The organism is Arthrobacter citreus, assembly GCF_038405225.1.
Lineage (GTDB): Bacteria > Actinomycetota > Actinomycetes > Actinomycetales > Micrococcaceae > Arthrobacter_B > Arthrobacter_B citreus_A.
The window spans coordinates 3,041,953-3,067,367 of sequence record NZ_CP151657.1 but is presented as its reverse complement, the minus strand read 5'-3'; the positions used below and the strand labels follow the sequence as shown (position 1 = coordinate 3,067,367).

Sequence of the window (25,415 nt, the reverse complement as noted above, 5' to 3'; positions counted from 1 at the left end):
CGCCGGATCCGGACCGTCCTGCAGATCGGGAAAAGACTGCCGCTCCGGTTCCCGCTGGTTCTTTGGATCTCGCGGCGTCTTCGGCTCCCGCGGCGTCTCCGGAGCGTGCTGATTACCCGGACCGCGCTGCGGTCCGGTCGGCTTTGACGGCGGAATCATCAGGATCCTTCCCCTGCCGGAGGCAGCATTTGCCGATCCGGACGTTTTCACCCACCCTACCCATAGACAAAACGAAGGGGCAGAAAAACTTTTCCAGACAGTTTACGGCGCGAAGGCCAGCGTGAGTCCGCTTCGGTACTGTACGGGTTGTCCGCTCAAGGGATCGACAAACTCAACCGAGCGGGCGAGCAGCTGCAGGGGGCGGGTGTAGTCATCGGCTGCCTGCGGCAAGAGGTCCGGATAGAAGGAATCGTTCAGGATGCCAATTCCTAGCGAAGCCATATGCACCCGCAGCTGATGCGTCTTGCCGGTGTGTGGCTGAAGGCGGTACCGGCCGACGCCGTCGCGCGCTTCCAGGAGTTCCACCCGCGTTTCCGCATTCGGTTCGCCATCCACCTCCTGCGCCAGCAGGTATGTCCGTGACTTGATCATGCGGCTGCGAACGATGCGCGGCAGGTCAAGATCGGGGCGGACGGAAGCGACAGCCTCATATTCCTTGGTGATCCGGCGTTTTTCGAACAGTGTCTGATATTGTCCGCGGGTCGCCGGATTGGTGGAGAACAGCAGGACGCCAGCGGTCATCCGGTCCAGCCGGTGCATGGGGATAAGGTCCGGAATATCCAGCTGGACACGAAGCCGGACGAGAGCAGATTCCGCCACATACATCCCTCCGGGCGTAGTGGGCAGGAAATGCGGTTTGTCGACGACCAGCAAATTCTCGTCCTGGTGCAGAATGCTGATTTCGACCGGCAGCCGCTTCTCCGGAGGCAGCTCCCGGTAGTACCAGATAAAGGTGTGCTCATTCAGGGGAGTGCGCTGGGTCAGGGGTATTCCACCCAGGCCGACAACCTCGCCACGGGCAAACCGGTCGATAATGCCGTCAGGATCGACGTGGCCGAAACGCGACAGCACGTAGTCCATGGCAGTATCCCAGGGGCCTTCAACCGGCAGCCGCAAACGAGTGGCGTTTACACCGTTGCGCACGGGAAGCGGAGATTGCATCACCCTTCCAGACTACCGAGTGCAGGAAATGCGTCCGACGACGGCGGCGGCTCGCGGCTGTGGCGGTCGGCGGGAACCGTCAGGAGGGTCCGGAAATTTCGCCGGGCTCTTGGTCAGGTGCCGGTTTTTCATCAACGATGTCGGTGAGCTGTTGGAGGAACCTGGCCACGATTTCCGCTTCATCCGGCGACAGTGCCCTGGCAACGGCCATCATCCGGTGGTGCATGGACCCGAAAATCTCGCGCATTTCCCGGCTCGACTTCTCCGTCGGGACCAGCTCCAGCGCCCGGCGGTCCGTCGGATGAAGTTCCCTGCGGACATGTCCACTGCTGACGAGGCGATCGATTAAAGCAGTGGTGGATGCTGTGGAGATGGCCAGCAGACGGCTGACATCAGTGGGACTGAGACTGTTTCCCTGCTCTTGGGCGCGCATGAGGTGACGCAGCGCCTGCATGTCTTTTTCGTTGATGCCCAGGGCTTCCCGAGTGCGGCGCCGCATATCCTGTTCGGCCGCGCGGTAATCCCGCAGGGCTTTGAGCACGGTTCGTCCCGACTCCTGATCCGGGTCTCCCGAATACCAGAAGCCCGGCACACCTGCAGAGCTGGAAGGGCACATAACGCTCATAGTACGTTGTGGACCCGACCGCTCCCGGGTAATTGCACGGACATGACGCCGCCGGATTAGCTGTGGGCCGTGGACTCTGCTGGACCTATCGAGCCGGTTGGCAGTGCGGACAGTAATACAAGTCCCGCAGTTCCAGCTCGTTGTCCCCGACCAGTTCATGTGCAACCTTCGTTCCGCAGCGCAGGCAACCCCGTGTTTCACGGTTGTACACCCACAGCGGATCGCGGCCTCTGTTTCCGGTGGTGATCCGCCGGCTGCGCGTCTTGTTGGCTTCGAGCAGCCGCTTCGAGAGATCAATGATCCGCGGCAGGTTCGGCACTTCTCCCACCGGTGTCAGCGGATGCACCCCGGCCAGGAAACAAATCTCACAGCGGTAAACATTTCCGATTCCCGCCAAATTGCGCTGGTCCAGAAGCGCCAAGCCAATGGGCCGTTCAGGGGTCGCCTGTAAACGACGCAGCGCCTCGGCGGCATCCCAGTCCGGCCCCAGCAGGTCCGGGCCCAGGTACCCCACGGCGTCGTCCTCTTCGCTGCGTGGAAGAACGCGCAGGAACCCAAGGTCGAAGCCCACTACCTGGCTTTGGGCCGTTTCCAGGACGCACCGCGCCTTGAACGACGGCCTCCGCCACCGCTCACCCCGCCCGTAAACGTGCCAAAGTCCCTCCATCTTCAGATGGGAATGCAGCATCCAGCCGGTGTCCGCGTCGCCCAGCCGGATCAGGAGGTGTTTGCCGCGGGAAACAACATCGGAAACCGTGCTGCCGGAAAAATCCGTTGTGGCGAATTTGGGAACACGGATGTCGCACCGGGTGAGGGTCTGTCCGGCGAGTGCGGCGTTTAGCTCGCGCGCACTGCGCCAGACGGTATCTCCTTCAGGCACGGAAACCTCCCTGGCTGCGGGCGCCGGGGCCAGCAAGAGGTGCATGTCTTTCGGGAGGGGGAGCCTGCGGAGTGGGGACGAGGGGAGGCAGAGCCGCCCGGATACCAAACCTTCGGATCGAATCAGACACGGTAGCGCAGCCCCTTCGGTGTGGTGTAGAAACCCGCGCGTGTGAGCGCTTTGGCAGCCTCGGTGTCCAGGACATCCTGCCCATTGACCTTCTCGATGGCCATTTTTTCGGCGGCACCGCGGCGGATGATTCCCACCAGCGCTTCGGCGGAAAGCTCGAGTGTTGCCGGGTCTTCGGTGAAGGCGAGCAGAGTCTTTCCGCCGCGTTCGGCATAGATCGCCAGGTTGCCATCCACCAGCACCACCAGTGCACCGGCCTTTCGTCCGGGACGGTGTCCGCCGTCGAGCGCGGGCCACGGCAGGGCAGCTCCGTAAGGGTTTGCCGGATCGGTGGCAGCCAGCGCCACCGCATTGGGCTCCGGTTTCCGCAGCTGTGCGTCCTCCGAGAATGAGCGTAAACGGTCAACAGTTGCGGGAACGGCAAACTGGGCAGCACCAAGCTGCTCAATGAAGTACCCCCGGCGGCACCGTCCCATCTCCTCAAGCCGTGCAAGTACCCGGTACAGCAGGCCAAAACCGCCCGGTGTTCCCTCGCTGGCAACGGATCCACGGGTGAGGACTCCGTATCGGTCCATGAGAAGCTCTGCTGTTGCATGGGCGTGGACGGTGGTATCGGTTTCGACCGGAGGAAGCATGCTCCATCGGCCGGCAACCAGCTGCGGGGCGTTGCGCAGGGCTGCGGGCTGGTTTCCCGCGGGAAGGCGCATGGAGCCTCCGGTGAGCGACGCACCCGGGGCGCGGCCCACTCTGCTCAGCCGGGCGGTGCGGGCACGGGGAGTTGCAGCCCGCTGCTTATGGGCTGTTTTGCCGCCGGACAGCAGCGACCGGACAGGTGTGAAGGTGTCGTTGCTGATCCGTCCGGACCAGACCAGGTCCCACAGCGCAGTGATGACGTTGGCATCGGAGGCTTGCGGGCCCTGCGAGCCCTGCGCCAGGGCATCAACGAGTTGGCGGAAGAAGTAGGCACCTCCGCCGGACAGCAGATCCAACAACTGCACCTGCAAGTCGGAGGGATCAAAATCATCCGCCGGAGTCAGGGTCAGAGGCGCATTTTCGGCCAGGTGCAGGGAAATCCAGCCGTCATTTCCGGGAAGGGAACCGGTTCCCGACCAGAGGACCTCTCCGGTGGCAGTTAATTCGTCCAGCATCGAAGGAGCGTAATTCCTGACCCGGGAGCCCAAAATGAGCGGTTCCCAGGCCGACGCCGGAATGGGCACACCGGACAGCTGATCAATAACGGTGACCACGCCGTCGAGTCCGCGCAGGGAGGACCCAATGTTCTGCCAAACGGGCAGGAACCGGGCGTAGGTCGCCGGATCCACCGGCTCCACCTCCGACCGCAGCGCGGCCAGCGAACGGCGGCGCAGGCGGCGCAGCACGTCGGCGTCACACCATTCGGATCCTCCCGGTGCGCCCGGAAGGGTGATAACCGCTCCGGGTGTCGTATCGACTCCTGCCGCGGCGTCGAGCATCACCGTTTCCGTGGGCCGGAATTCCCCCTCGACAATCCGACCCTCGCCGGCGAGCCGCTGCAGGGTCCCGGTAACGACGGCGACACCGAGACCCAGCCTCGCTGCGGCTTCCGCTGCGGTGAAGGGTCCGTGGGTCCGGGCGTAGCGTCCAACCAAGTCGCCCAACGGATCCGCAACCGGTTCGATGAAGGCCAGCGGCACACCCATGGGCAGGGGAACGCCCAGGGCATCGCGGAGGCGGGCAGCATCTTCAATGGCCGCGTAGCGTGTCAGCCCGGCGACGCCGACTTTGAGTGCGCGGTTTGAACGGACCAGCTCATCGAGGAGTTCAGTGGCGTACTCCTGCGATGCATGGTCGGACTCTGCCGGCGCCGTCGGCGCGGTCGGCGCGTGCTCCGCGGTCGGCGCGTGCTCCGCGCCCGGCGCAGACGGGGCAGCATCGGCATCTTGGGCTGTAGAACTGTCCGCGGGCTGCAGCCGTGCCGCCGTTTCGGATACTGTGAGCGGGCCCAGCAGCCGGAGCAGGTCAGCAACTCCTTCAACCCCCCGAACCCGGCGGTCCGAAGCGAGCCGCTGCAGTTCACGTTCAACCTGGGCAATGATGCGTGCATCGAGGAGCTCACGCAGTTCCGCCCTGCCGAGAAGCTCATTGAGCAGCGTCGGATCCAGCGACAGGGCAGCAGCCCGGCGCTCGGCCAAGGGCGAATCGCCCTCATACAGAAACGCTCCGACATAGCCGAACAACAGGGACCGTGCAAAGGGTGAGGGTGAGGGCGTGGTGGTTTCCACCAAACGGATTTCACGGCGTTCAATTCCGGCTGCGATCTCCTTTAATGCCGGAAGATCGTAGACATCCTGAAGGCACTCACGCACCGTTTCGAGCACAATCGGGAAGGTGGGGTACTTTTTGGCGACGTCCAGCAGCTGAGCCGATCTTTGCCGCTGCTGCCACAGCGGGCTGCGCTTTCCGGGGTTTTGCCGCGGCAGAAGCAGTGCCCGTGCCGCACATTCACGGAACCGGGACGCGAACAGGGCGGATCCGCCCACCTCTGCCGTAACTATGGACTCCAGCTCGTCTTCCTCAAAAAGGAAAAGCTCGGCACCGGGCGGTTCATCCTCCATCAGCGGCACCCGCAGCACGATGCCGTCGTCGGACGCCATCGCTGAACCGTCCAGCCCGTATCGCTGGTGCAGCCGCGCCCCGACAGCCAGAGCCCAGGGGGCATGGACCGGCATTCCGTACGGGCTGTGCAGGACAACACGCCAGTCTCCGAGTTCATCGTGGAACCGTTCGACCACGAGCGACTTGTCGTTTGGCACCACTTCCGTTGCCTGCTGCTGGTCGCGCAGATACGTGATGAGGTTTCCGGCTGCCCACTCATCGAGTCCGACGGCGGACAGGCGTTCCCGGGCCTTCACATCGTCGCTTCCGGCCATCTCCCGGACAAAAGCTCCGAGGGCACGGCCCAGCTCCACCGGCCGGCCCAGGGAATCTCCGCGCCAGAAGGGCAGCTTCCCGGGCTGTCCGAAGGCAGGGGACACCAGCACCCGGTCATGGGTAATATCCTCGATCCGCCAGCTGGTGGCGCCGAGGGCAAACACGTCTCCCACCCGGGATTCGTAAACCATTTCCTCGTCAAGCTCGCCGACGCGGCGGCTGTTTTTGCCTTCGGAATCACCCACCAGGTAGACGCCGAACAGGCCCCGGTCGGGGATGGTTCCTCCGGAGGTCACGGCAAGCCGTTGTGCCCCCGGGCGTCCGGTGATGGTGCCGTCCGTGCGATCCCAAACAATTCGCGGCCGCAGCTCTGCGAATTCGTCGGAGGGGTAGCGGCCGGCCAGAAGATCCAGTGTCGCGTCAAAGGCTGAGCGGGGCAGCCCGGCAAACGGTGCGGAACGGCGGACGACGTCGAACCATTCCTCCACGTCGATGGAACCCAATGCTGCTGCCGCCACTGTTTGCTGGGCCAGAATGTCCAACGGATTGGCCGGGATGTACAGGGGCTCGATTTCGCCGGCGAGCATGCGCTCGGCAACAACCGTGGAGTTGAGCAGGTCTCCGCGGTGCTTGGGAAACATAACGCCCTGGGACGTCTCTCCCACCTGGTGGCCGGCCCGCCCAACACGCTGCAGCCCGCTGGCCACGGACGGCGGAGACTCGACCTGGATGACCAGGTCCACCGCACCCATGTCGATGCCGAGTTCGAGGGAGCTGGTCGCCACGACACAGCGAAGCCTTCCGGATTTGAGATCGTCTTCGATCAGGGCGCGCTGGTCTTTGGAGACGGAGCCGTGGTGTGCCCGGGCAAGCAAAGGATTCTCGCTGTCAACCGCCGGAGGTTCCTGCTCCCGGTAGCGGAGGGACACTCCGGCTTGGGCCATGAGTTGCGCGGGAGGACGTGCCGTGGGAACTGACGGATTTCCGGGGTTACCGGCCGTAGCAGTAATGCTGTCGGTTCCGGTGGCGGCGGACGCTGCGGCCTCCGAAAGGACGGCAGCCTCTTTCCGATAGGCATGGATTTCATTCAGCCGGGCGGTCAGCCGCTCGGCCAGCCGCCGGGAATTGGCGAACACTATGGTGGACCGGTTGGCCTCGATGAGATCAACGATTTTTTCCTCAACGTGGGGCCAAATGCTCGCTTGTGGGGCATACCCGCCCTCCACCGTGTCCTCCGCCGGAGGTGTTCCGCCCAGATCGGACATGTCCTCGACCGGAACCGTAACCGTGAGGTTCCAGGACTTCGTGGAAGAGGGTGCCACTATCCTGACCGGAGCATTTCCGCCCAGGAACCGGGCGACTGTTTCATGGGGTTCCACAGTCGCCGACAAACCAATGCGCTGGACCGGTTTGGGCAGCATTGCATCCAGGCGCGCGAGAGTCACGGCAAGATGAGCGCCCCGTTTGGTCCCGGCCACGGCATGCACCTCGTCAACGATCACGGTGTCCACCTCCGCGAGGGTTTCGCGTGCCCGCGAGGTCAGCATCAGGAACAGTGATTCGGGCGTGGTGATGAGGATATCCGGCGGCCGGGTCAGCAGTGCCCGGCGCTCATTCTGAGGGGTGTCTCCGGATCGGACGCCAACGGTGATGCTCGGCGCGGGCAGGCCCAGGCGTTTGGCCGTTTGGGTAATACCGATGAGAGGGGAGCGCAGGTTCCGCTCGACGTCGACGCCGAGCGCTTTCAGCGGCGAGATGTAGAGAACCTTGGTTTTGCGTTTGGGCTCGGTGTTTCTTTTGCGTCCCGGTGGTTTGCCGGGCTGTCCGGTTGATGCTGTTTCGGGAGGAGACGGTGCTGTTGCGGAATCCTCAAGCGCCGTGCCGGCGGCTGAGGCAATGAAACTGTCCAGGGCCCAAAGGAAAGCCGCCAGAGTCTTACCCGATCCGGTGGGCGCAACCACCAAGGCGTTTGACCCTTCGGAGATGGCTTCCCACGCTCCGGTCTGTGCAGGTGTTGGCGCATTAAAGGCACCCTCGAACCAGTCCCTGGTGGCGGGGGTGAACTTCTGCAGCACCGAAGCTCCCGATGTCATGCGACCTATTGTTCCGCACTGCACTGACACTTTTGACCCTCGGCGGTGAGGTTTGGCTGGAGGCCGAATCCTGGGTGCGGTCCCCAAGGCCCCTGGGCTCCTGAAGACACGTGGACTCGCCAGGTCACGCGGACTCGTCAATCACCCGGACTAGCCACGTCACGCGGACTGTCAGGAAACGTGGACGGCTTCCGTTGAACGCCGGGAGCCGTCGCCCAGATCAGTGCGGAAGTATGTGTTCCGTAAGGGAATCCTGCTGGGATCGACGTATGCCGGAGGAACGAACCACGGCACACCCGACGTCACCTCGATGACCCAGTTTTCCTTATGCACCTCATGGTGGTGGTGCGAGCACAGGAGCACGCCGTTGTCGGTTGAGGTATGCCCGCCCTGGTTCCAATACCGAATGTGGTGGGCTTCAGTCCATGGCCCGGGGATGGTGCACCCGGGAAAGGCGCAGCCTCCGTCCCTGGCATGCAGAGCCTTTCTCAGGTGGGGAGGGAAGAACCGCTGGGTCCTGCCAACGTCCAGGACTCGACCTTCACCGGAGAGGACAACCGGCAACAGGTCGGCATCGCAGGCGAGTTTCCCAACGGTCGCGGCCGCAACGGGGCCTGAGAATGCAAAGCTGCCGGGTTTGCTCCTGGCGGGTGGCTTCTCCGGTCCATCCATTGGCCTGAGTGCGGAGCCAAAGTTGATTGACTGAAGCAGGGATGCCGAATCGATGGTGACCAGCACCTGGGGACGGTGCCCTCCGGCAGCAGGAACACCGCCGGTTGCCAGAGCGGTTTTCGCCGCGTCGACGAGGCCTCCCAGGAGGCGCTGGGGGCGGGTTCGACTTTTCAGACGTGAAGCTGTGGCCGGATCAGCCGCGGTGCCGTCCCTCCACTCGACCGCCGGATTGGCACTGCTTTCTCCCACTGCCGTGGCTCCCTGGATCCGTGGTCCGGCGGCTGCGTTCATCACCGTTAGCAGGGTCTCGTGCTGGTCATCGGTGCAGTAGATGCTCAGATGATTCAGCCCGTTCTTCTTGCGGCCTGGGAATACTCCCTGAAAGCGGCGCAGCTCGTCCTCCGTGGGCTCGGCGCCGTCCTGATTCACCAACAGCACCCACCGCCGGGCCGCCCGGACCAGGAAATCTCCGTCCCGGCGAACGGCTAGGAACGTGAGGTTGGCTTCAACAGTTGAAGCCGTAGCGGCATCCGTACGATGCCGGATCTCATCCACAGCATTGGCCACTACCGCTGCGGCCGCCGAGGAGAGCAGAGCGCCGGCGAACGCCTCGGCGAGTGCCGGCAGGCCTGCCGGGACCGGCTCTCCGCTGGTGCTGCTGGAGGGCAGCAGGACAGCGGCTAACCTCAGGCGACGCTGAGCTTCGGCACGGCTGATACGGAGCCGGCAGCGCATGTAGTCAGCAGTGGTGCGGAATTCGGCGCGCACTCTTTGAGCCGGCTGCGGCGGCAAATCCTCCGATCCCTCCGAGCCCACGGAACGGCTCCACGTGTTGTTCCCCTGAAGCGCTTCTGCAACTGCCGGGGGAGATGCTGGACCATCCGCGCCGAAGGCTTCAGTAACGCGCTGAGTCTCCAAAGCCTGGGCACAAACCAACTGAAGGTGTTCCACGATCCGTGACATTGCTTCAACGTCCACTGCGAGGGTTGCAGCCTCCCATGGGTTCATGAGCGCTGTGGCGTGGAGGGCTTGTCCGCTAATGAGCGCCGCCGCCTCATTGACTTCCCCGACGGAAGCAATGAAGGCGCCAACTCCGCAGAATCCAGCCGCTGTGTCCATGAATCAATTGTTGAGGAAATGGGGGCCGGTGTCTGAAGGAACCTTACCTCTGTGGACAAAGCGCGAAGGCAAGTTGAGGCGCAACACCTGTGGAGGAACCACGAGGGTGAGAGCGGACGCCGGGATGCACTGGAGGCAAACCAGTCATCGCCCCAGCTGCTGCACAGCCATCGCGGTGAACCGCTGAAACAGCTACCGTTTTTCGACGGGACCCACGCTGAGCAGCTCAACGTTCGGATTGGCGCAGGCCAGCATCTCGTGCGGGATGTTCAGCGACTCAAAGTTGTCGGGAGGGTAAACAACCAGGTTTGCCGAAGTCTCGGCAACACAGTCAGCGCCATAGTTTTCCGCGCGGGTTTCCCTCAGCTCAGCGACCACCGATTGGTTTGGCTCCAGGAGAAGCGGTTCTCCGACAACGGGTCCGCCCGAACGGACAGCAGCAGCCCCCAGCGGATCACCGGCGGCGTTGATGTAGGAAACGCCCGGGTAGCCTGCCGCAGTGGTGCAGGGCGCCGCAGAAATGTTGGTCAAGACCAGTGTCCGGTACACACTGCCAGCAGCGCCGCCACCAATGTTCTCTTCCACTGTTCCCGCCAGATCGGCGGTCGAACACGCGCCGGGCCCGGCGGAAGGATTCGGAGCAGCGGCAGTGGGCGACGCCGTCGAACCCGCAGTGGCGGGCGCGGAAGTCTCCGGCCCGCTGGACGGAGCGCTCGCGGACGCGCTCGCTGACGCGGGAGAGGACGACGACGGCGACTCAGACGACGCAGTCTCTCCTCCGCTTGCGCCACAACCGGCCACGGCTAAAACGGCACCAAGGGCCAGAGCAGATACCGACGAAGACTTCCACAACCGCATATTCATAGCCTTACCCTGTCCCCCGAAGCGGGGGAGCGTCAATTACGCGCGCTGGAGGCACTGTAAATGACGCTGCAAACGTTACGCTTTCCGCGTCCGGTACAGCGCCGCGGCACCGAGGATCAGCCCAAGCACTCCAGCGCCAAGACCCGCATAACCGGCGACGGCGGCAGCCTCCACGTCGTCTTCGTCCACGGGATCATGCCGGTCATCGTCTGCTTCTCCGCCGTCCGCTGCCCGGTCGGCGGAGGAGCCGCTGCCGTGGGAATCGCTGCCGCCAGTACCGGGTTCGTCGGTGATGATGAACGCCGGCGCGGGAGACTCAAGGTCGGCATCCGACTGGCCATCCGCGGGGAGCTCGGCCCAATTGGTTTCACCCTCCGCACAGGATTGCAGGACGGGGAACGCCAGAGTCTCTCCGGCTGCATCGGGAAGCTTGGCGCTCAGCTGGAAGGTGTCGCGGACGCCGTCGGGCAGCGGTTCGGTGGCCGTGAAGATGACCTGGCTCGTCCGGGAGCCGATCGAGGTTCCGTTGTCGAGTACGCGGGGCTCAGCGAAATCCTCGGTGGTTTTGCTGATTGTCCACCCGGATTTCGCGGTGGGAGTGGCGTCAGTGATCTGTTCCGGAAGCGTGATGGTGATCGCCGTCGTCGGCGAGCCGGAGCAGCCGTGGGAGGTCTCGAAGGTAATCAGCGCAGACTCTCCAGCCTCCGTGGAATCCGGATGGGCATGGACGTGCGCCGAGGCAGCGCCTGTTCCGGCAATCATGAGCAGAGCTGTTGCTCCAGCAGCTGCCAGGGAACGGAGAGGAAGCGAACGCATGAATGACCTTTCAAAAAGCGCACCAAAAAGTGTGCAGGGAAGTGCGGGGGCAGTGCAAAGTAATTCGGGGTGCGGCCAACGGGGCCGCATGGGCGTGCAGGGGCGCCGGTGGTGTTTGGGCGCTTCCACTGTACCGGGATCCGGAGTTCGGACCGGCTACTCGTGGTGGTAGGGACGGCCGCCGGCGATCTCCTGGGCGCGGTACACCTGCTCGGCAAGAATGAGCCGCACCAGCTGGTGCGGAAAGACCAGAGGCGACAGGGACCAGACAAAATCCGCACGGGTGTGAACGCTGTCATCCACGCCGTAGGCGCCGCCGATGATCAGCGTGACATTGCGGGAGTTGTCGAGGGGTTTCTGCAGCGTTTTCGCCAGTGCAGGAGATGTGATGGCCTTGCCCCGCTCATCGAGCAGGATGACGTAGTCGCTGCCGAGCTTGGACAGCAGGCGTTCCGATTCCTCTTTACGGGCTGCATCACCTTCGCGCGCAGAGTGCGGAATGGAGACCCATGTCAGGTCAAACGGCTTTTTCAGCCTTTTCTCGTAGCGGCGGATACCGTCAACAACCCAGTCTTCGTGTTTCCGGCCAACCATCAATACACGCAATGCCATGCCTCCATTGAATACCCCGGCACCGCGACACGGAAAAGTTGTGGTGGGCATCACTCGGCCCGCGTCTAGACTGCCCGCATGACTAACAGGGAGCAAAAACGCGCGGTGGTCCTCGGCGGCGGGGGAGTGGCTGGAATCGCTTGGGAGATGGGAGTCCTGGCTGCGTTGCTTGACCACGGAATCGACGTGAACGACGCCGATCTGGTGGTGGGCACATCCGCCGGCTCCGTTGTCGGCGCAGCCCTGCGGTTTGGAGTGGTTCGCCAGGTGCTGGAATCGCAGCTCACAGCGGATGACCCGGCCGAAACGGTGATCGAGCAACAGGAGCTGACGCAGTTCAGCACCGACGGGTTCCAGAGCATGATGGCCGACGCCGCCCGGGGTGCGGGCAGCGAACAGGAGGCAAGGGCACGGCTGGGTGTTGCCGCGCTGGACGCGGGAAAGGGGCTTTCCGAGGAGGCCTGGGTCAGCACGATCCGCTCGCTGCTTCCGGCGCAGACGTGGCCCGCCAAACCGCTGAAGGTAACGGCGGTAAATGCCGACGACGGCGCTTTCACGGTTTTCGACGCCGCCTCCGGTGCCGAGCTCGCCCTGGCGGTGGCAGCCAGCTGCACCGTTCCCGGTGCATGGCCGCCGGTGACCATTAACGGCTCGCCTTACATGGACGGCGGTATGCGTTCGGCGACTAACGCTGACGTGGCGGCCGGATATGACAAGGTTCTGGTGCTGTCCTGTGGGCCGGAAGCTCCCGAGAGCCCCTTTGGTCCCTCGCTGCCCCAGGTGTTGGCGAGTCTCTCGGGGAAGGCTGACACGTTGCTGATCGAGGCCAATGAAGCCAGCCTGGCTGCGTTCGGAACCAACATGCTGCTCCAATCTTCGCGGCGGCCTTCGGCCGCAGCCGGACTGGCGCAGGGGAAAGCGGCAGCGGAGGCGGTGAAGCTCTTCTGGGGTGAGTGACCATTTCACGCCCCGGATGTTCACCCGGCGGCCGCGCCCGAGCGGTCTGTACTTGGTGCATTCTATGGACCTTGGGCAGCACGCCCCGTTACGGTGCTTTAATCGCAGGACGGGCGTAATCACCCCCTGCGATTCCATCCCTCAACGGAACACGGTGTCATGACGAACTTCGACAGCAAATCGGCGCAACTTTCGGATGTGGAAGACGTGGAGGACATAGAGGAGGTGCAAGCCGCCACGAAGGGGGACACTGACAGGGACTATTCCGGCCTCCTCCAGGACATGGTCCTCGAAACCTCCGATGTTGAGAGCTTCTTGGCAGACCTGACCCGGTTGACTGTCGATGCGCTTTCCAGGTCGGGGAGAGAAGTGTTTTGCGGCGTGACATTGCTGCGGCCAAAACGAATGGGCACGGTAGCCAGCAGCAGTCCGGAAGCCCTGGAAATGGATGAGGTCCAGTATGAGTTCGACGACGGTCCCTGCCTCGAGGCGGCGCGAACCAACGAAACGGTTCTCACTCCGGACATCAGCCTGGATTCCCGGTGGCAGGAATATACCGGGGCAATTTCTGAGTTTGGCCTGAAATCCATCCTTGGCGTGCCGATCCCCCTCGACGGGGATGCCCGGTGCGGCCTGAATATCTATGCGCGGGAAGCGAACGCGTTCAGCGACGAGATGGTGCGTGAGGCGGAGGAATTTGCCCGCGGCGCCTCGAAATCCCTTCGGCTTGCCGTGCGTATTGCGCACCTGGCCGAGAGCCGCGAGAACCTCAAGGCCGCCATGAGCTCCCGAACCACCATCGATCTTGCCGCGGGCATCATCATGGCGCAGAACCGCTGCAGCCAGGACGCTGCTGTGGCAATTCTCAGAGCTGCATCCAGCGCACGAAACATGAAACTGCGTGATGTGGCGGCTGCAGTGGTCGCATCCGTTGGAGAGAAGGCGCCGAAAACCCACTTCGTGGACTAACACGGTGGAACAACACGGGGCGCAACGCCGCGGCTCGGGCCCCGGCCTGGACCTTGTCCTAGACCCGCTGCGGCGGAAGCTTGGTTTTGGGCCGGCCCTCGGCCTTTCCGCCTTCAACCCCGCCCACGGTTGAAGGATCGCCGATATAGCGCCGCCCGGAGACCTCGTTCCAGCGCGAAGCAGAGATTTCTTTTCGAACCAGCCAGCGTCCCTCATCCACGGCTTCGAGGATCACGAGGACTCCTCCTCCGGTTACTTGGTAGGAGTACTTCAGCTCCTCAGTGTCTTCAAGCTCTTCAGCGGGTCCATCGGCTCTGAGGATACGTATCGACATAACGGCCTCCGTCGCTTTCGCCGGCAATCCGGGGTTGCCGGTCTGCGGCCCAGAATAGGCCCCCTGACCGGTGCAGGGAACAGGATTTGTCCCCTGACCCGAAACAGGGCGGAACCGGCTGCGGCAGAGAGGCGCTACTGGGCCGGGAACTGCGGGATGACTTGGACTTCGGCTGCCGCGGTGAGGGACGGGACCCGCAGGGCGCGCAGCTCCTGGTGCATGCGGCGGACCCCTTCAACGGTCCACTCGGCGGCAGTGAGGAGGGTGCCGTCCCCGAAGCGCTCGGCGGCAGCGGATTGCAGGCGCGGAGGAACACCGAATGACTCCAGCGAGATCCAACTCGTATATCCGGCGTAGGTGTCGTAGAGACCGTCGATCTCCGCGATGGTCCGGTCGGTGCTCAGGATTGCCGACTCCGGCTGCCAAATACGGACGATGTCCTTGAAGAGATCTCTGGCCTCACCCACGGTCCCCACCGGGTATGCCTGCTCGAGCGTGACGGTACAGCTGTTGCCCAAGTATGTCTGTTCGGCTCCGGCACTCAAGCCAAAGGAAGCGATTAAGCCGGTTTCCGGATTGCCGGCGAAAAGCAGAAGCTGGAGAGTCGTGGGCCCGGGGGAGCGGTCTGTTTCTTCAGCGGCCAGGTTCTTGAGATCGGCCGCCGTGCTCGGTGCCGGGGTATAGCCCAGGCCGTCATCGGCAATGCGCATCCACGAAAGCTCCTGGGCGGGATTCTCCGGTACGGCGCCGGCGAGGGCGGACATGGTCGCCGCAGCTCGGGCAGCAACGTCCGCCGGAGACTCTTTGCGGCCGCCCCACATGAGGGGGATAAAGACGGAGCCGTCTTCCGGGGTGAAGAGCTCTGCAACGATCTGTTTCATGGCGTCAACCTATCTGGTTGGGGTTTGTCGTGGAGATCATGGCATGGACTCAAACCTGACGGAGATTTTGCCGTGGAACTGCGGATACCGGCGCATGACCCGCTCGAACGCGTCCATGACAACTTTTTCCGTGAAGACCCACTCGTGGACATACCCCGGGGATGCCGCGTGTTGGAGGGCTTCGACTTGCCCCCTCAGTTCCTTGTGGATCATTTCCTCCAGCCTAATGGCGAGCAGATCGGGCTTGATGGCGTCCAGGAAATCGAGGTGCCCTTTGACCTCCGTGAAGTACTCCTTCGGAGGGTCCCCGCGCCAACTGTGTCCATCGAAGGCAACCTCGGTTCCGTCGTTCTTCAAGAGGATGTACTCACGGGCCTGGGTATCGTGCACCCGGTCAATGCCGGTGATGTACTGCTGCTCCGGAGCCCCGTTGATGCTGCGCGGTGATACATCCTGGAAGGAACCATTGCCTCCGTCAGCATCCCCCACGGAAGGCTGGCGTGCCGGGTCCCGGCCGTTGGGGCTGTAGGTGCTGGAAAACGGCTTGCCTCCGGGGGATCCTTTGCCTTCCCGGCGCGTGGCGGTGTTCTCGGGCAACGGCTGTGGAGTAACGGGGAGAGGGCCGCCTTCAATAAGGGAAGGAACCATTTTCCGGACGTGGGGAAGACCCGCAGGCGGAGGTTCCAGAGGCAGGAATTTGGGGCCGAGGTGCCTGGCCGCTGACCCCGTCTTTGCCCCGATACCTGCCCCTGCTATCGCGCCTGCCCCTGCCTTGGCCCCGGCTTTGGCGGCGCCACCGGCAACACCGGCCCCTCCGATAAAGAGGGAACCGACATCGAAGATGTTCCCACCCAATGCGAGGCCCGGGCGGTCGGACTGCCACTGGTCCATCCGGATCAGGTCTTGTCCGAGGAGGGTCATTTCATCGAACGCCTGCTGATGGCGCTGAGGTGCGGCAATTCCGGTTCCCAGGATGACGATGTTCTCGCCGGTCCGGTACATGCCCGTCCACGCGGAACCGGCGTTCCCCCAACCTTGGAAGCCGATGAGCACGCCCAGGTCAGTGACGAATTCCCACGCAGCCTTCGGCACGCCTTCACGGGTGTCAGCCGCAAAGTCGATGGTGTCCTGCCACCAGGGCATATCCGTTGACAGGTACCCGCCGGAGAACGCTCCGGCGTAGTCGGAGTAGCGGTACCCGTAGGCAGTTGCCTCGGCATCGAGACGGATACCGGTCTCGCCATAGGTCCGGTCGGAGTCGGTGATGTGGGTGATTCGTGCAGCGGCTTCCCGCTGCGCTTTATCCAGGTCCGAGTGGAGATGCCCAACGTCGGACGCGAGGGTATTGCGTGCGGCAACAGCATCGCTGTCGTTGTCCCACTCGTCCTTTTCCGATTCCGGGTATTCACGGTTGAAGTCCGAAATTCGAACCTTGATGCCCTCCATCCGCACTCTGAGCCAGTCAACGGACTCCGCATATACCTTCATCAGAGTGTCGATTTGAAGGGCGGAGGTGGACAGCGCCTCGATCTTGGCCCGGGAAGTGTCCAGGGCAGTGAACACCTTCTCGTTTCCCTGCACTTGGTAGGTTTCCGGCGCCGTGAGCTTGAGCCAGGTTCCTGCGACGGAGTCCATGATTTCCCGGGCGCGGTCGCCAAGATCCGTGGTCTCGGCGGAAAGGACGCGGATCGTGTCGGTTTCCGGGAGCCGCTGTTCAAATTCGGTTAAGCCGAAATCCATTAGAAAGCCTGCGCCGGACCGCGGCCCGCGTACCTGGACCGGCCAGCCGCGCCCGGAGCCTCATCAACGTGGTCCTGGGCTGCGAGGGCCGCCGCTTCCCGCGCCGTGTCGCTCATTTGTCCATCGCCCTGGATGAGGGCCAGGACGGCATTGGCCACAGCGTCCACCGCAACGGTGATCCGGCCACCGGCGGTACGAATGGTCCGCTTGAGCATGAAGGAGGAGTAGGTGCTGAGTTCAGTGGTGATGGGAGGGGCCTTGCAAACATCTGCCAGGTTGATGATGTTGGCCTCGGCGGCTGCAAAGAGCCGGTTGAATTCAGCCGCCGTTGTCTGCGCCTCATTCAGGATGGCCATGACGGCCTCGGGCATGACGACGAAGGTTCCATCAGCCGTTCCCGCCTGCGCAGCGGTTCCGTTTGTGGGGGTGCTATGCGCCGTGAGGTTGAACTTCATGGCAGGCCCGTTCTCCTCCGCTGGTATCTGTGTCTGACCAGATACAACGCGAAGCGGAAACCGGCCACAAGCGAGCTGGTCGGGGCTGTGGAAAACCCGCCGGGAGATTCAGCTGCCGGTGCTTTGCTGGGTCGAGTTCGACCCACGGCGGGATTTCAGCGGAATGAAGACCGCGTAGAACGCACCCCAGCAGATCCAGAACACGGCCGTGATGCGCCGTTCAGAGATTCCGGGGAACCTGCTGCGAACCACAGCGGCAATGCCGGATACCGCCGCTGTCACCACTATGAAGCGGATCATCCGGCCGGGAACACTCCAGGCAAGAAACGCCATGAGCGAGGTCCGCTGCAGCCCGGCTGCCCGAGCGTAGAGCTTGTAGGGGACTCCGCGGGTGGGGCCCCGCAGCAAAGAAGCAGCCCCGGACTCGGCGATCTCCTGCTCCACCTCGCTGATCATGACATCCGTGACCGCCGGAACTTTCACTAACGCCCTACGCGAGGTGTTGGCGGCTACCTTGCGGCCCCACCAATATGTCGCTGCCCCTCCGGCCATTGCGCCGCCGAGGGCCGAGACCGTGGTGCCAAGCGCGCGCTTCGGGCGGCGCAGCCCCACCGAGGATGTCCACACATCGGGGACCACAAAGAAGAACGTCGCTTCTGCGAAGCCCCAGGCTCCGGCGATTCCATGGTCCCGCAGGGCGTTCCTGAAGGGCGATGTACCCAGAGCTTTCATGCTCACACTGTAATGAACGGTGACGTTGAACCACGGGATTGACCGCGGGTTGATGCCGGTTCAGCCGACCGGCCCGCACTAGCCTATGAGCTACGCAAAGGGCCAAATGAACGGAAACTACAGATGAGCCACGGAACGGACAGGCGGGAAATTCCGCAGCGCAGCAGCCGGTGGGCGGCAAAATCTGCAGATATTCTTGCAGCGGCGAACCTCACCCCCAATCAGATCTCGGTCGGTTCAGTGGTGTTCGCCGCCGTAGGTGCCGCTGCGCTGATCTGGTCGGCACAGACCGGCGACGCCATGATTCGTGCCGTGCTTCTGGCCGCGGCTGCTGCCTGCATTCCGCTGCGTTTGTTGTTGAACATGCTCGACGGAATGCTGGCCGTGGAAAAGGGTATGAGCTCACCGGTGGGCGATATCTACAATGAACTGCCTGACCGGATCTCCGATGTGCTGTTCCTGGCGGCAGCAGGCATCGCCACCGCCGGGCTGGTGACCGCCGGCCGGGTCGATGTCGGGATGACGCTGGGATTCCTTGCGGCGGTACTCGCCGTACTCACCGCCTACATCCGCTGCCTAGGAGCAGCCCTCGGCACGGGAAATTTCTTCGACGGGCCCTTGGCCAAACCGCACCGCATGTGGTTGCTGATGATCGGCGTCCTGGTGGCCATCGCCGAACCATGGCTTCCCTGGCCGGAAGGGTGGGCACTGTTCGGTACCCTGGCGCTCATCGCGGTAGGCTCCCTGCTCACCTGTGCCCGCCGATTGCGCCGTGTCAGCGCTGCGCTGCGTGCCCACAGTAAGGACCTGCCAGCATGAACGTTGGCAGAGCCTCCCGGCGCAGCCTCGCGAGGCTTATCAGCGCCTTCGCCGGTGCGCGAGTGGTGACTGCAGCCGGTGGATCTGAACTGGATCTACCCGGGCAGGCCATCTATTACGCGAACCATTCGAGCCATCTGGACTTCCTCACCATTTGGGCCGCACTGCCGGCAGAGCTTCAGCAACGCGCCCGTCCGGTGGCTGCCAAGGACTACTGGGGCTCTGGGGTGCGTAAGGCTTTTGCCGAACAGATCTTCAATGCCTATTTGGTCGAACGCCACGGCTCCAGCAGCCGCCGGCAGCGCACGTCGGACTCGGGGGTCAGCCCCAAGGGCCAGGTGGAGGGCATGGCTGAGGTGCTGGCCGCCGGAGATTCGCTGATCATCTTTCCGGAAGGCACCCGCGGCGACGGCGATACGATCGCCGCGTTCCACGGCGGACTCTACAAACTGGCCCGTCTCCACCCTGAGGTGCCTGTGGTCCCCGTGACGCTGGCCAACCTCGGACGGATCCTCCCCAAAGGCGAGGTGATCCCGGTGCCTCACCTCTCGACTGTCATCTTCTGCGAGCCCCTCCACCTGGATCCCGATGAGGACAGGGAGACGTTCCTGGCCCGCGCCCGGCAGGTTCTCGTGGAAGGCCTGGCTAAGCATCAAGGCGCGCAATCCACACAGGACGACGGCGGCCCGGACCCGCGTCATCAGGGCCGGCAGGACAACCTGTGACCGGCTGGGAACTGGGGTTGTTGGACTCAACGTCACTGAAACTCCTTGGCGGCGTCGTCGTCGTTCTGGTTTTAGCCACCGTGGTGGCGTGGCTCCTGGGCCGCCGCTTGGGCACCACGGGCACCATCGTGAACCTGAAGCAGCGCATCAACGCCTGGTGGTTGATGGTCGCACTGATAGGCGGCGTCCTGGCAGCCGGCGAGACGGTGACGATCCTGCTGTTCCTGCTGCTGTCACTTCTGGCACTGCGGGAATTCATCACCATCTCACCGACCGGCCGCGGAGACCACAAAGTGCTCGTGTGGCTGGTGTTCATCATTCCCGCGCTGCACTACTGGTTCCTCTGGGAGCACTGGTATGGCATGTTCAGCGTGTTCATCCCGGTGTACGCCTTCCTCTTCCTGCCGGCGCGCAATGCGCTCGCCGGGCAGACCACTGGGTTCCTGCAGCGAACCGCAGCCATTCAGTGGGCGCTGATGGTGTGCGTCTATGCCATCAGTTACGCCCCGGCGCTCCTGCAGCTTCCGTTGGCCATGGAGGCAGGCCGGGATGCGGCCGAAGGCTCGGCGCCTGGAACTGGTGGGGCTACCGGCGCGCATCTGCTGTTGTTCCTGCTGATCGTGGTGCAGGGCTCCGATGTGCTGCAGTACGTGTGGGGCAAGACGCTCGGGAAGCACCCGATCGCACCGAGCGTGAGTCCCAACAAGACATGGGAAGGGTTCATCGGGGGAGTGCTTTCGGCCACCGCCCTGGGGGCTGCCCTTTGGTGGGTCACACCGTTCAGTCCGCTGATGGCCGCGCTCCTGGCGTTCATCTCCTGCGTGATGGGTTTCGCGGGAGGGCTGGTAATGTCCGCCATCAAGCGCGACCGCGGCATCAAGGACTTCGGCTCCACCATCCCCGGTCACGGCGGCATCATGGACCGCCTGGACTCGCTGTGCTTTGCGGCGCCGGTCTTCTTTCATGCCGTGCGGTTCTTCTACACCTGATGGTGGGCGGAGCCATCGGACTGGTTCGGATGTTGTGTGAGGACGGATGAAAGGATGGTTCCATGAACACGCCCGATGACGTCATCGCCCTGGCAGTGTCCAACGGCCTGCAGGTTTCCGCCGAGGGTGCGACCGTCAATGAGGCGGGCCTGGACTACCGCGTCATCATGGCCTCTGACGAGACCGGCCGCCGCTGGGTGCTGCGGGTTCCGCGCCGTACGGACGTGTCCGAGGGCATGGCCGCCGAGGTCCGCATCCTGGACCTCGTGGCACCGGTTCTCGCGGCCCAAGGGGTAGCAGTTCCGGATTGGCAGGTCCGCACCACGGACCTGATCGCATACCCTGCTCTGCCCGGTGCCCCGGGCCTGACATTGTCCGAGACCGGGGAAGTGCTCTGGCACATGGATCCGGCCAGCCCGGACTACGCCGCCCGTCTCGGACGGCTGCTGGCCTGCCTGCACTCTCTGGGCGAAGCGGAGGCCGAGGCAGCGGGGGTGGAGGTTCGATCCCCCGAGCAGGTCCGCCAGGCATGGCGGGACGACGTTGCGCGGGTGAGTGCGGAGTTCACCGTGGCCCCGGCTTTGTCCGAGGCGGTGCAGAACTGGCTCGAGGACGACACCTGCTGGCCACAGAAGACCGTGATGACCCACGGGGAGATCTACCCTGCCCATGTCCTGTTCGGCGAGCACGGCACCATCACCGGGGTTCTGGACTGGACGACGGCCCGCGTGGACGACCCCGCCCGAGACCTGGCCGCCCAGTACGGCGCCGGCGGGGAGGAGATGCTGCAGGCGACCCTCGCCGCGTACGAGCAGGCCGGTGGGCACGTGCACCCGGGCCTGGCCGCCCAGGCCCGGCATCTGTGGGAGGCCTCCCCTCTCGGGTATGCGCTGTACGCGCTGACGACCGGCGCTGAGGCTGACCGGGCCACGGCTGCCGCCATGCTCCACCCGGACATCCAGCCCGGGGGATAGCGAAGCGCGTTCGTTCAGTGCAAAGCAAAAGACCCCGTTTCCCTTGATTTACAGGGGAAACGGGGTCTTTTTCAGCTGGCGGTGACGGTGGGATTTGAACCCACGTTGGCTTTCACCAAACAACATTTCGAGTGTTGCACCTTCGGCCGCTCGGACACGTCACCAACGCGTCAACCTTACCGGCTAAAACGCTGTGCCCCAAAACGGCCGGTTCCACGGCTCACCGCGGTCCTGGTGCGGCACGCCTAGAGGTCGACGACGTCGTTCTTGCCGATGTCGGGCGTATCCCCGGTGACCGTGCTCTTGGCGATCTTGAAGATACTGGCAACCCGGGGTTCATCGGAGGCCCAATACTCGGCCGTGTCCGCATCCACTTTGATCAGCGCAATGGATGGATCGTCCCGGCCCTCATCAAACCAGGCCGAAACGGAGTTCTTCCACAGCTCCTCGATCTTGCCTTCGTCCTTGGTGATGGAAGCTGTGCCGCTGATGGAGAGGTAACCCTTGGAATCATGGACCGAGACGTTCACATTGGGGTTCGTCCGGATCTCGTCGGCCTTGGGGGACGGATCCTGAGTGAAGAACCAAAGGTTCCCGTCGGAATCTGTCTCCTGCAGTTCCAGCGGCCGGCTCACCAGGTGCCCGCCGGCATTCATTGTGGTCAACTGCGCAATTTTGGCGTGTTCGAGGATTTTGACGACTGTATCCAGTCCGTCCTGATCTGCACTCATTGAGGAACTCCTTGGGTTTCGGGTTCTGAGTTAGTAAGCCTACGTAGGAAAACCGTCCCCTGTCAGCCCGATCGCCGAGAGCCGAAAAAATCCGTCAGCAGCTTGCCGCACTCTTGCCCACGAACCTCCGGGAACACCTCCACCCAGTGATTCAGGCGCCGCTCCCGAAGGATGTCGAACACCGATCCCGAGGCGCCGGCCTTCTCGTCCCAGGCCCCGAAGACCACGCGGGGAATCCGGGCCAGCACAATTGCCCCTGCACACATGGCGCAGGGTTCAAGGGTCACCACCAAGGTGCATCCCTCCAGTCGCCATTCACCCACGGTGGCGGCGGCCTCGCGTATGGCCACCACTTCAGCATGCGCCGTGGGATCCCCGCTGGCCTCACGCTCATTGCGTCCGGTGCCAATCACGGTCCCGTCGGGACCAATAACGACGGCGCCAATGGGCACGTCTTGGGTCGAGAGCGCTCGGCGGGCCTCGGCAAGGGCAAGATCCATCCACGCCTCATGCTGCGCTGTAGGGGGCATCATGCTCCTATCTTCCCGCAGGTCTGCGTTTCTTCCGCGCTTACCGCAGTCCGGCGGGCAGCCCGGCGCAGGTCCACCCATCCCTCGGAATGGTAGTTTTGAAGCATGCGCGTACTTGTAGTGGATCACCCCCTTGTTGCCCACAAACTCACCGTTCTCCGCGATAAAAACACCCCTTCACCGGTGTTTCGTCAGCTCACGGAAGAACTCGTCACCCTTTTGGCCTATGAAGCCACCCGCAACGTTCGCGTTGAGCCCGTCCAGATCGAGACTCCCGTCACCAAAGCGGTTGGCACCGGACTGGTAAAGCCCACCCCGCTGGTGGTTCCGATCCTGCGTGCCGGCCTCGGCATGCTCGAAGGCATGACCCGCCTGGTCCCCACCGCCGAGGTCGGATTCCTGGGCATGGCCCGCAACGAGGAGACCCTCGAAGCGATCACCTACGCGGAAAGGCTTCCGGATGACCTCACCGGACGCCAGGTGTTCGTTCTGGACCCCATGCTGGCCACGGGCGGAACCCTCCGTGAAGCCATCAAGTTCCTGTTCAAGCGCGGCGCGGCTGATATCACGTGCATCTGCCTCCTGGCTGCTCCTGAAGGCCTGGAGATCCTGCAGAGCGAACTGGCGGACGCCAATGTGACCATCGTGCTTGCCTCGATTGACGAGCGCCTGGATGAGAAGTCCTACATTGTTCCGGGCCTGGGGGATGCCGGAGACCGCCTGTACGGCGTCGTCGACTAGAAAGCTCCAACGAACACAAGAGCGGTGTCCAGTATGTGGACACCGCTCATCGTGCTTGACTCGCATCCGTTTGTAGGCGTTGCCTGCATGTGGGTGCTTTTTTGTTCCGGACAGGCGGAACGGAGCCAAAAATCGGCCTCAGCATAGGGCACTGGCACCCTTCTCGAAAAGAGAGATTTGCCGGACTTTTTTGTGAAGTGCGTCACTTTTATGCCCTAACCGTCCACATCGTGAGACAAAGCGAGCATTATTACTTGCGCACCCTCCTTTGTTACATGCAATAATCCGTAATGTGAACATCCACACGGCAGCACCTGTCGCAGTCCTTCCCGCCGGTCACGCCGGCGAGAAGCCGTGCTGTTGTCGAATGCACGCCTGAGTTACCCACCCCCATTTCTCAGGCACCACTCAGGCCCAACGACGGGCGAAAACTGCGCCATCTCGACCCGGGCACACCCCCAGCATTCGAGCGTGATGACGGTCATTCACATTGAGGTTGCAACATGTCAGTAGCATCAGGGTACGTACACATTTCACTGCGCAATGCGCAGAACCGGGCCAGTGCAGCCCGGCAGGGCGCAGCAGGGGATTTCCCCCGCCAATACGGCGCACCGGCCTACGGATCCCAGTATGGGGTTCAGGGATTCAATCCCCAGCCCGCCCGTCCCCTGCAGTCAGTCGGGTCCTCCGACGCATCACCGATGACGGCGCCGACCCCAGTCGTCACGCCCAACGGAATCCCCGGTCCCCAGTCCGTCAGCAATGACACCGTGGCCCGCGGCTTCGTGATCTATGTGGGTCTCGACGAGGACACGGCAGCAGCCAACGGTACATCCCTGACCAAACTTGCCCAGGAAGTGCGCGCCTACATCCAGACGCTGTGCCCCGGAGCGCAGAGCCACGCCGCCGTTGCGCTGGCCCCGGCCGAGGCGGCGGGCGCCGATATCGACGTCGTGCGCCAGGCACTGGGCGACCCGACGGCGCAGCGCCGGCACCGTCCGGAGGCCCCGCAGGTCCAGGCGCAGACGGCACCGCGTCCCTCCGGCGTCCTGATCGATCTCTCCCGCCGTGAAGTGCACTTGGACGGCGACACCCTGAACCTGACCTTCAAGGAATTCGAACTGCTCAACTACCTCGTGGAGAACGCCACCCGGACCGTTGGCCGCGAGGAACTCCTGGCAGGCCTGTGGCGCAATGCCGAGGAAGTGCCGAACGAGCGGACCATTGACGTGCACATCCGCCGTCTCCGTTCAAAGCTCGGCCGGTTGGCGAACACGGTGCGGACAGTCCGCGGCCAGGGCTACCGCTTCTACGAGCACCCTGAAGTTGTGGTCTGGGCAGCACCCGAATACAGCATCTGATGGATCGGCGGTGCCGGAACCGGAATTTTCGGTGCCGGTACCGCCGATAGACTGAGCGCATGAGCGGCCACCACCTTAAAAAGCTGATGCTCCTGCGGCACGCGAAGGCGGCTTGGCCCCGGGACGTTTCCGACCATGAACGGCCGCTGTCCAGCCGCGGACACCGGGACGCCCCGCTGGCCGGACGCTGGATGGTGGAAAACGGCTTCATCCCGGATTTCATCCTGTGCTCGTCTGCGCTGCGCACCCGGCAAACCTGCACCTGGATCTGCGAGGAACTGGGCGACAAGGGGCCAACCCCCAAGCTCGAGGACAGTCTGTACAGCGCCACAGCCGCTCAAATCCTCAGCGTTATCAATAATGTTCCGGAAACGGTGACCAGCCTGCTCGTCATCACTCACCTGCCCGGAGTGCAGGATCTGGCCATGCGTCTGGCGTCCGTGGAGTCGAACGAGGACGCGGTGATGGAAATGGCCACCGATTACCCCACCTCGGGACTGACTGTCATGCAGACGGCCAAACCGTGGGCGGAGCTCGACGGGCGCGACGCCCGGATCTCCGACTTCATTGTCCGGCGGGCCTGACAGGCGGACCTG

The 25,415-nt window shown here is 63.6% G+C and carries 24 protein-coding genes and 1 tRNA gene; 9 read left to right on the top strand and 16 right to left on the bottom strand.

The window, feature by feature from the left end; all coding sequences use genetic code 11:
- Positions 1-261 precede the first annotated feature (261 nt).
- From AAE021_RS14085 to AAE021_RS14050, 8 genes are all read right to left on the bottom strand, one after another.
- On the bottom strand, positions 262-1,161 hold the full coding sequence (locus AAE021_RS14085; protein ID WP_342025421.1) for an RluA family pseudouridine synthase: 900 nt from the start codon (positions 1,159-1,161) through the stop codon (positions 262-264).
- Positions 1,162-1,240: 79 nt separating this feature from the next.
- Positions 1,241-1,777, bottom strand: coding sequence for a MarR family winged helix-turn-helix transcriptional regulator (locus AAE021_RS14080; RefSeq protein ID WP_342022951.1), 537 nt, complete (start codon positions 1,775-1,777; stop codon positions 1,241-1,243).
- Between the two features lie 94 nt (positions 1,778-1,871).
- On the bottom strand, positions 1,872-2,666 hold the full coding sequence (locus AAE021_RS14075) for an Fpg/Nei family DNA glycosylase (RefSeq protein ID WP_342022950.1): 795 nt from the start codon (positions 2,664-2,666) through the stop codon (positions 1,872-1,874).
- A gap of 122 nt (positions 2,667-2,788) precedes the next feature.
- Positions 2,789-7,798, bottom strand: coding sequence for an Lhr family ATP-dependent helicase (locus AAE021_RS14070; protein WP_342022949.1), 5,010 nt, complete (start codon positions 7,796-7,798; stop codon positions 2,789-2,791).
- A 171-nt stretch (positions 7,799-7,969) separates the two neighbouring features.
- On the bottom strand, positions 7,970-9,589 hold the full coding sequence (locus AAE021_RS14065; RefSeq protein ID WP_342022948.1) for an HNH endonuclease signature motif containing protein: 1,620 nt from the start codon (positions 9,587-9,589) through the stop codon (positions 7,970-7,972).
- Between the two features lie 192 nt (positions 9,590-9,781).
- Complete coding sequence (locus AAE021_RS14060; RefSeq protein WP_342025420.1) at positions 9,782-10,447, bottom strand: DUF4232 domain-containing protein; 666 nt, start codon at positions 10,445-10,447, stop codon at positions 9,782-9,784.
- A gap of 81 nt (positions 10,448-10,528) precedes the next feature.
- The gene (locus AAE021_RS14055) at positions 10,529-11,269 is read right to left on the bottom strand and encodes a YcnI family protein (RefSeq protein WP_342022947.1); all 741 of its coding nucleotides are present in this window, start codon (positions 11,267-11,269) and stop codon (positions 10,529-10,531) included.
- 156 nt (positions 11,270-11,425) lie between these two features.
- Positions 11,426-11,881: a 23S rRNA (pseudouridine(1915)-N(3))-methyltransferase RlmH gene (locus tag AAE021_RS14050; RefSeq protein ID WP_342022946.1), complete on the bottom strand. Its 456-nt coding sequence runs from the start codon at positions 11,879-11,881 to the stop codon at positions 11,426-11,428.
- A gap of 78 nt (positions 11,882-11,959) precedes the next feature.
- On the opposite strand from AAE021_RS14050, the gene AAE021_RS14045 reads away from it, so the two are divergent.
- Both AAE021_RS14045 and AAE021_RS14040 read left to right on the top strand, forming a co-directional pair.
- Positions 11,960-12,838 (top strand): patatin-like phospholipase family protein, encoded by an 879-nt coding sequence (locus tag AAE021_RS14045; RefSeq protein WP_342022945.1) that lies wholly within the window; start codon positions 11,960-11,962, stop codon positions 12,836-12,838.
- A gap of 159 nt (positions 12,839-12,997) precedes the next feature.
- The gene (locus AAE021_RS14040; RefSeq protein ID WP_342022944.1) at positions 12,998-13,807 is read left to right on the top strand and encodes a GAF and ANTAR domain-containing protein; all 810 of its coding nucleotides are present in this window, start codon (positions 12,998-13,000) and stop codon (positions 13,805-13,807) included.
- 58 nt (positions 13,808-13,865) lie between these two features.
- Here the strand turns inward: AAE021_RS14040 and AAE021_RS14035 are convergent, their stop codons facing one another.
- The 5 genes from AAE021_RS14035 to AAE021_RS14015 form a co-directional block, all read right to left on the bottom strand.
- The gene (locus AAE021_RS14035) at positions 13,866-14,141 is read right to left on the bottom strand and encodes a hypothetical protein (protein WP_342022943.1); all 276 of its coding nucleotides are present in this window, start codon (positions 14,139-14,141) and stop codon (positions 13,866-13,868) included.
- A 134-nt stretch (positions 14,142-14,275) separates the two neighbouring features.
- The gene (locus AAE021_RS14030; RefSeq protein ID WP_342022942.1) at positions 14,276-15,022 is read right to left on the bottom strand and encodes a hypothetical protein; all 747 of its coding nucleotides are present in this window, start codon (positions 15,020-15,022) and stop codon (positions 14,276-14,278) included.
- Between the two features lie 36 nt (positions 15,023-15,058).
- On the bottom strand, positions 15,059-16,762 hold the full coding sequence (locus AAE021_RS14025; protein ID WP_342022941.1) for a hypothetical protein: 1,704 nt from the start codon (positions 16,760-16,762) through the stop codon (positions 15,059-15,061).
- A complete protein-coding gene (locus AAE021_RS14020) occupies positions 16,762-17,217 on the bottom strand; it encodes a DUF6507 family protein (protein WP_342022940.1) in 456 nt (151 codons plus the stop codon). Before AAE021_RS14020 ends, AAE021_RS14025 begins: the two co-directional genes overlap by 1 nt.
- 108 nt (positions 17,218-17,325) lie before the next feature.
- The gene (locus tag AAE021_RS14015; RefSeq protein WP_342022939.1) at positions 17,326-17,949 is read right to left on the bottom strand and encodes a hypothetical protein; all 624 of its coding nucleotides are present in this window, start codon (positions 17,947-17,949) and stop codon (positions 17,326-17,328) included.
- 123 nt (positions 17,950-18,072) lie between these two features.
- Here AAE021_RS14015 and AAE021_RS14010 point away from each other — a divergent pair, with 123 nt between their 5' ends.
- The 4 genes from AAE021_RS14010 (at position 18,073) to AAE021_RS13995 (ending at position 21,456) form a co-directional block, all read left to right on the top strand.
- Complete coding sequence (locus tag AAE021_RS14010; protein ID WP_342022938.1) at positions 18,073-18,768, top strand: CDP-alcohol phosphatidyltransferase family protein; 696 nt, start codon at positions 18,073-18,075, stop codon at positions 18,766-18,768.
- The gene (locus tag AAE021_RS14005; protein WP_342022937.1) at positions 18,765-19,493 is read left to right on the top strand and encodes a lysophospholipid acyltransferase family protein; all 729 of its coding nucleotides are present in this window, start codon (positions 18,765-18,767) and stop codon (positions 19,491-19,493) included. The genes AAE021_RS14010 and AAE021_RS14005 overlap by 4 nt, the downstream gene beginning before the upstream one ends.
- A complete protein-coding gene (locus AAE021_RS14000) occupies positions 19,490-20,482 on the top strand; it encodes a phosphatidate cytidylyltransferase (RefSeq protein WP_342022936.1) in 993 nt (330 codons plus the stop codon). Before AAE021_RS14005 ends, AAE021_RS14000 begins: the two co-directional genes overlap by 4 nt.
- Before the next feature lie 62 nt (positions 20,483-20,544).
- Positions 20,545-21,456 carry a macrolide 2'-phosphotransferase gene (locus AAE021_RS13995; protein ID WP_342022935.1) on the top strand — a complete coding sequence of 304 codons (912 nt, stop codon included), beginning with the start codon at positions 20,545-20,547 and terminating at the stop codon, positions 21,454-21,456.
- A 76-nt stretch (positions 21,457-21,532) separates the two neighbouring features.
- Here AAE021_RS13995 and AAE021_RS13990 read toward each other — a convergent pair.
- The 3 genes from AAE021_RS13990 to tadA all read right to left on the bottom strand — a co-directional run bounded on the left by AAE021_RS13990 (position 21,533) and on the right by tadA (position 22,720).
- Positions 21,533-21,620, bottom strand: a tRNA-Ser gene (locus tag AAE021_RS13990).
- An 81-nt stretch (positions 21,621-21,701) separates the two neighbouring features.
- Complete coding sequence (locus tag AAE021_RS13985) at positions 21,702-22,187, bottom strand: pyridoxamine 5'-phosphate oxidase family protein (protein WP_342022934.1); 486 nt, start codon at positions 22,185-22,187, stop codon at positions 21,702-21,704.
- 62 nt (positions 22,188-22,249) lie between these two features.
- A complete protein-coding gene (gene tadA / locus AAE021_RS13980) occupies positions 22,250-22,720 on the bottom strand; it encodes a tRNA adenosine(34) deaminase TadA (RefSeq protein ID WP_425362404.1) in 471 nt (156 codons plus the stop codon).
- 102 nt (positions 22,721-22,822) lie between these two features.
- Here tadA and upp point away from each other — a divergent pair, with 102 nt between their 5' ends.
- From upp to AAE021_RS13965, 3 genes are all read left to right on the top strand, one after another.
- Complete coding sequence (upp, locus tag AAE021_RS13975) at positions 22,823-23,458, top strand: uracil phosphoribosyltransferase (protein ID WP_342022933.1); 636 nt, start codon at positions 22,823-22,825, stop codon at positions 23,456-23,458.
- A 503-nt stretch (positions 23,459-23,961) separates the two neighbouring features.
- Positions 23,962-24,819 carry a winged helix-turn-helix domain-containing protein gene (locus AAE021_RS13970; protein WP_342022932.1) on the top strand — a complete coding sequence of 286 codons (858 nt, stop codon included), beginning with the start codon at positions 23,962-23,964 and terminating at the stop codon, positions 24,817-24,819.
- Positions 24,820-24,878: 59 nt separating this feature from the next.
- Positions 24,879-25,403 (top strand): histidine phosphatase family protein, encoded by a 525-nt coding sequence (locus tag AAE021_RS13965; RefSeq protein WP_342022931.1) that lies wholly within the window; start codon positions 24,879-24,881, stop codon positions 25,401-25,403.
- Positions 25,404-25,415 lie beyond the last annotated feature (12 nt).

Bases quoted from the DNA above. Each gene is read 5' to 3' on its own strand.
- AAE021_RS14085 (WP_342025421.1), bottom strand. From the start codon at position 1,161: ATGCAATCTCCGCTTCCCGTGCGCAACGGTGTAAACGCCACTCGTTTG.
- AAE021_RS14080 (WP_342022951.1), bottom strand. From the start codon at position 1,777: ATGTGCCCTTCCAGCTCTGCAGGTGTGCCGGGCTTCTGGTATTCGGGA.
- AAE021_RS14070 (WP_342022949.1), bottom strand. From the start codon at position 7,798: ATGACATCGGGAGCTTCGGTGCTGCAGAAGTTCACCCCCGCCACCAGG.
- AAE021_RS14065 (WP_342022948.1), bottom strand. From the start codon at position 9,589: ATGGACACAGCGGCTGGATTCTGCGGAGTTGGCGCCTTCATTGCTTCC.
- AAE021_RS14060 (WP_342025420.1), bottom strand. From the start codon at position 10,447: ATGCGGTTGTGGAAGTCTTCGTCGGTATCTGCTCTGGCCCTTGGTGCC.
- AAE021_RS14055 (WP_342022947.1), bottom strand. From the start codon at position 11,269: ATGCGTTCGCTTCCTCTCCGTTCCCTGGCAGCTGCTGGAGCAACAGCT.
- AAE021_RS14050 (WP_342022946.1), bottom strand. From the start codon at position 11,881: ATGGCATTGCGTGTATTGATGGTTGGCCGGAAACACGAAGACTGGGTT.
- AAE021_RS14045 (WP_342022945.1), top strand. From the start codon at position 11,960: ATGACTAACAGGGAGCAAAAACGCGCGGTGGTCCTCGGCGGCGGGGGA.
- AAE021_RS14040 (WP_342022944.1), top strand. From the start codon at position 12,998: ATGACGAACTTCGACAGCAAATCGGCGCAACTTTCGGATGTGGAAGAC.
- AAE021_RS14035 (WP_342022943.1), bottom strand. From the start codon at position 14,141: ATGTCGATACGTATCCTCAGAGCCGATGGACCCGCTGAAGAGCTTGAA.
- AAE021_RS14030 (WP_342022942.1), bottom strand. From the start codon at position 15,022: ATGAAACAGATCGTTGCAGAGCTCTTCACCCCGGAAGACGGCTCCGTC.
- AAE021_RS14025 (WP_342022941.1), bottom strand. From the start codon at position 16,762: ATGGATTTCGGCTTAACCGAATTTGAACAGCGGCTCCCGGAAACCGAC.
- AAE021_RS14020 (WP_342022940.1), bottom strand. From the start codon at position 17,217: ATGAAGTTCAACCTCACGGCGCATAGCACCCCCACAAACGGAACCGCT.
- AAE021_RS14015 (WP_342022939.1), bottom strand. From the start codon at position 17,949: ATGAAAGCTCTGGGTACATCGCCCTTCAGGAACGCCCTGCGGGACCAT.
- AAE021_RS14010 (WP_342022938.1), top strand. From the start codon at position 18,073: ATGAGCCACGGAACGGACAGGCGGGAAATTCCGCAGCGCAGCAGCCGG.
- AAE021_RS14005 (WP_342022937.1), top strand. From the start codon at position 18,765: ATGAACGTTGGCAGAGCCTCCCGGCGCAGCCTCGCGAGGCTTATCAGC.
- AAE021_RS13995 (WP_342022935.1), top strand. From the start codon at position 20,545: ATGAACACGCCCGATGACGTCATCGCCCTGGCAGTGTCCAACGGCCTG.
- AAE021_RS13985 (WP_342022934.1), bottom strand. From the start codon at position 22,187: ATGAGTGCAGATCAGGACGGACTGGATACAGTCGTCAAAATCCTCGAA.
- tadA (WP_425362404.1), bottom strand. From the start codon at position 22,720: ATGATGCCCCCTACAGCGCAGCATGAGGCGTGGATGGATCTTGCCCTT.
- upp (WP_342022933.1), top strand. From the start codon at position 22,823: ATGCGCGTACTTGTAGTGGATCACCCCCTTGTTGCCCACAAACTCACC.
- AAE021_RS13970 (WP_342022932.1), top strand. From the start codon at position 23,962: ATGTCAGTAGCATCAGGGTACGTACACATTTCACTGCGCAATGCGCAG.
- AAE021_RS13965 (WP_342022931.1), top strand. From the start codon at position 24,879: ATGAGCGGCCACCACCTTAAAAAGCTGATGCTCCTGCGGCACGCGAAG.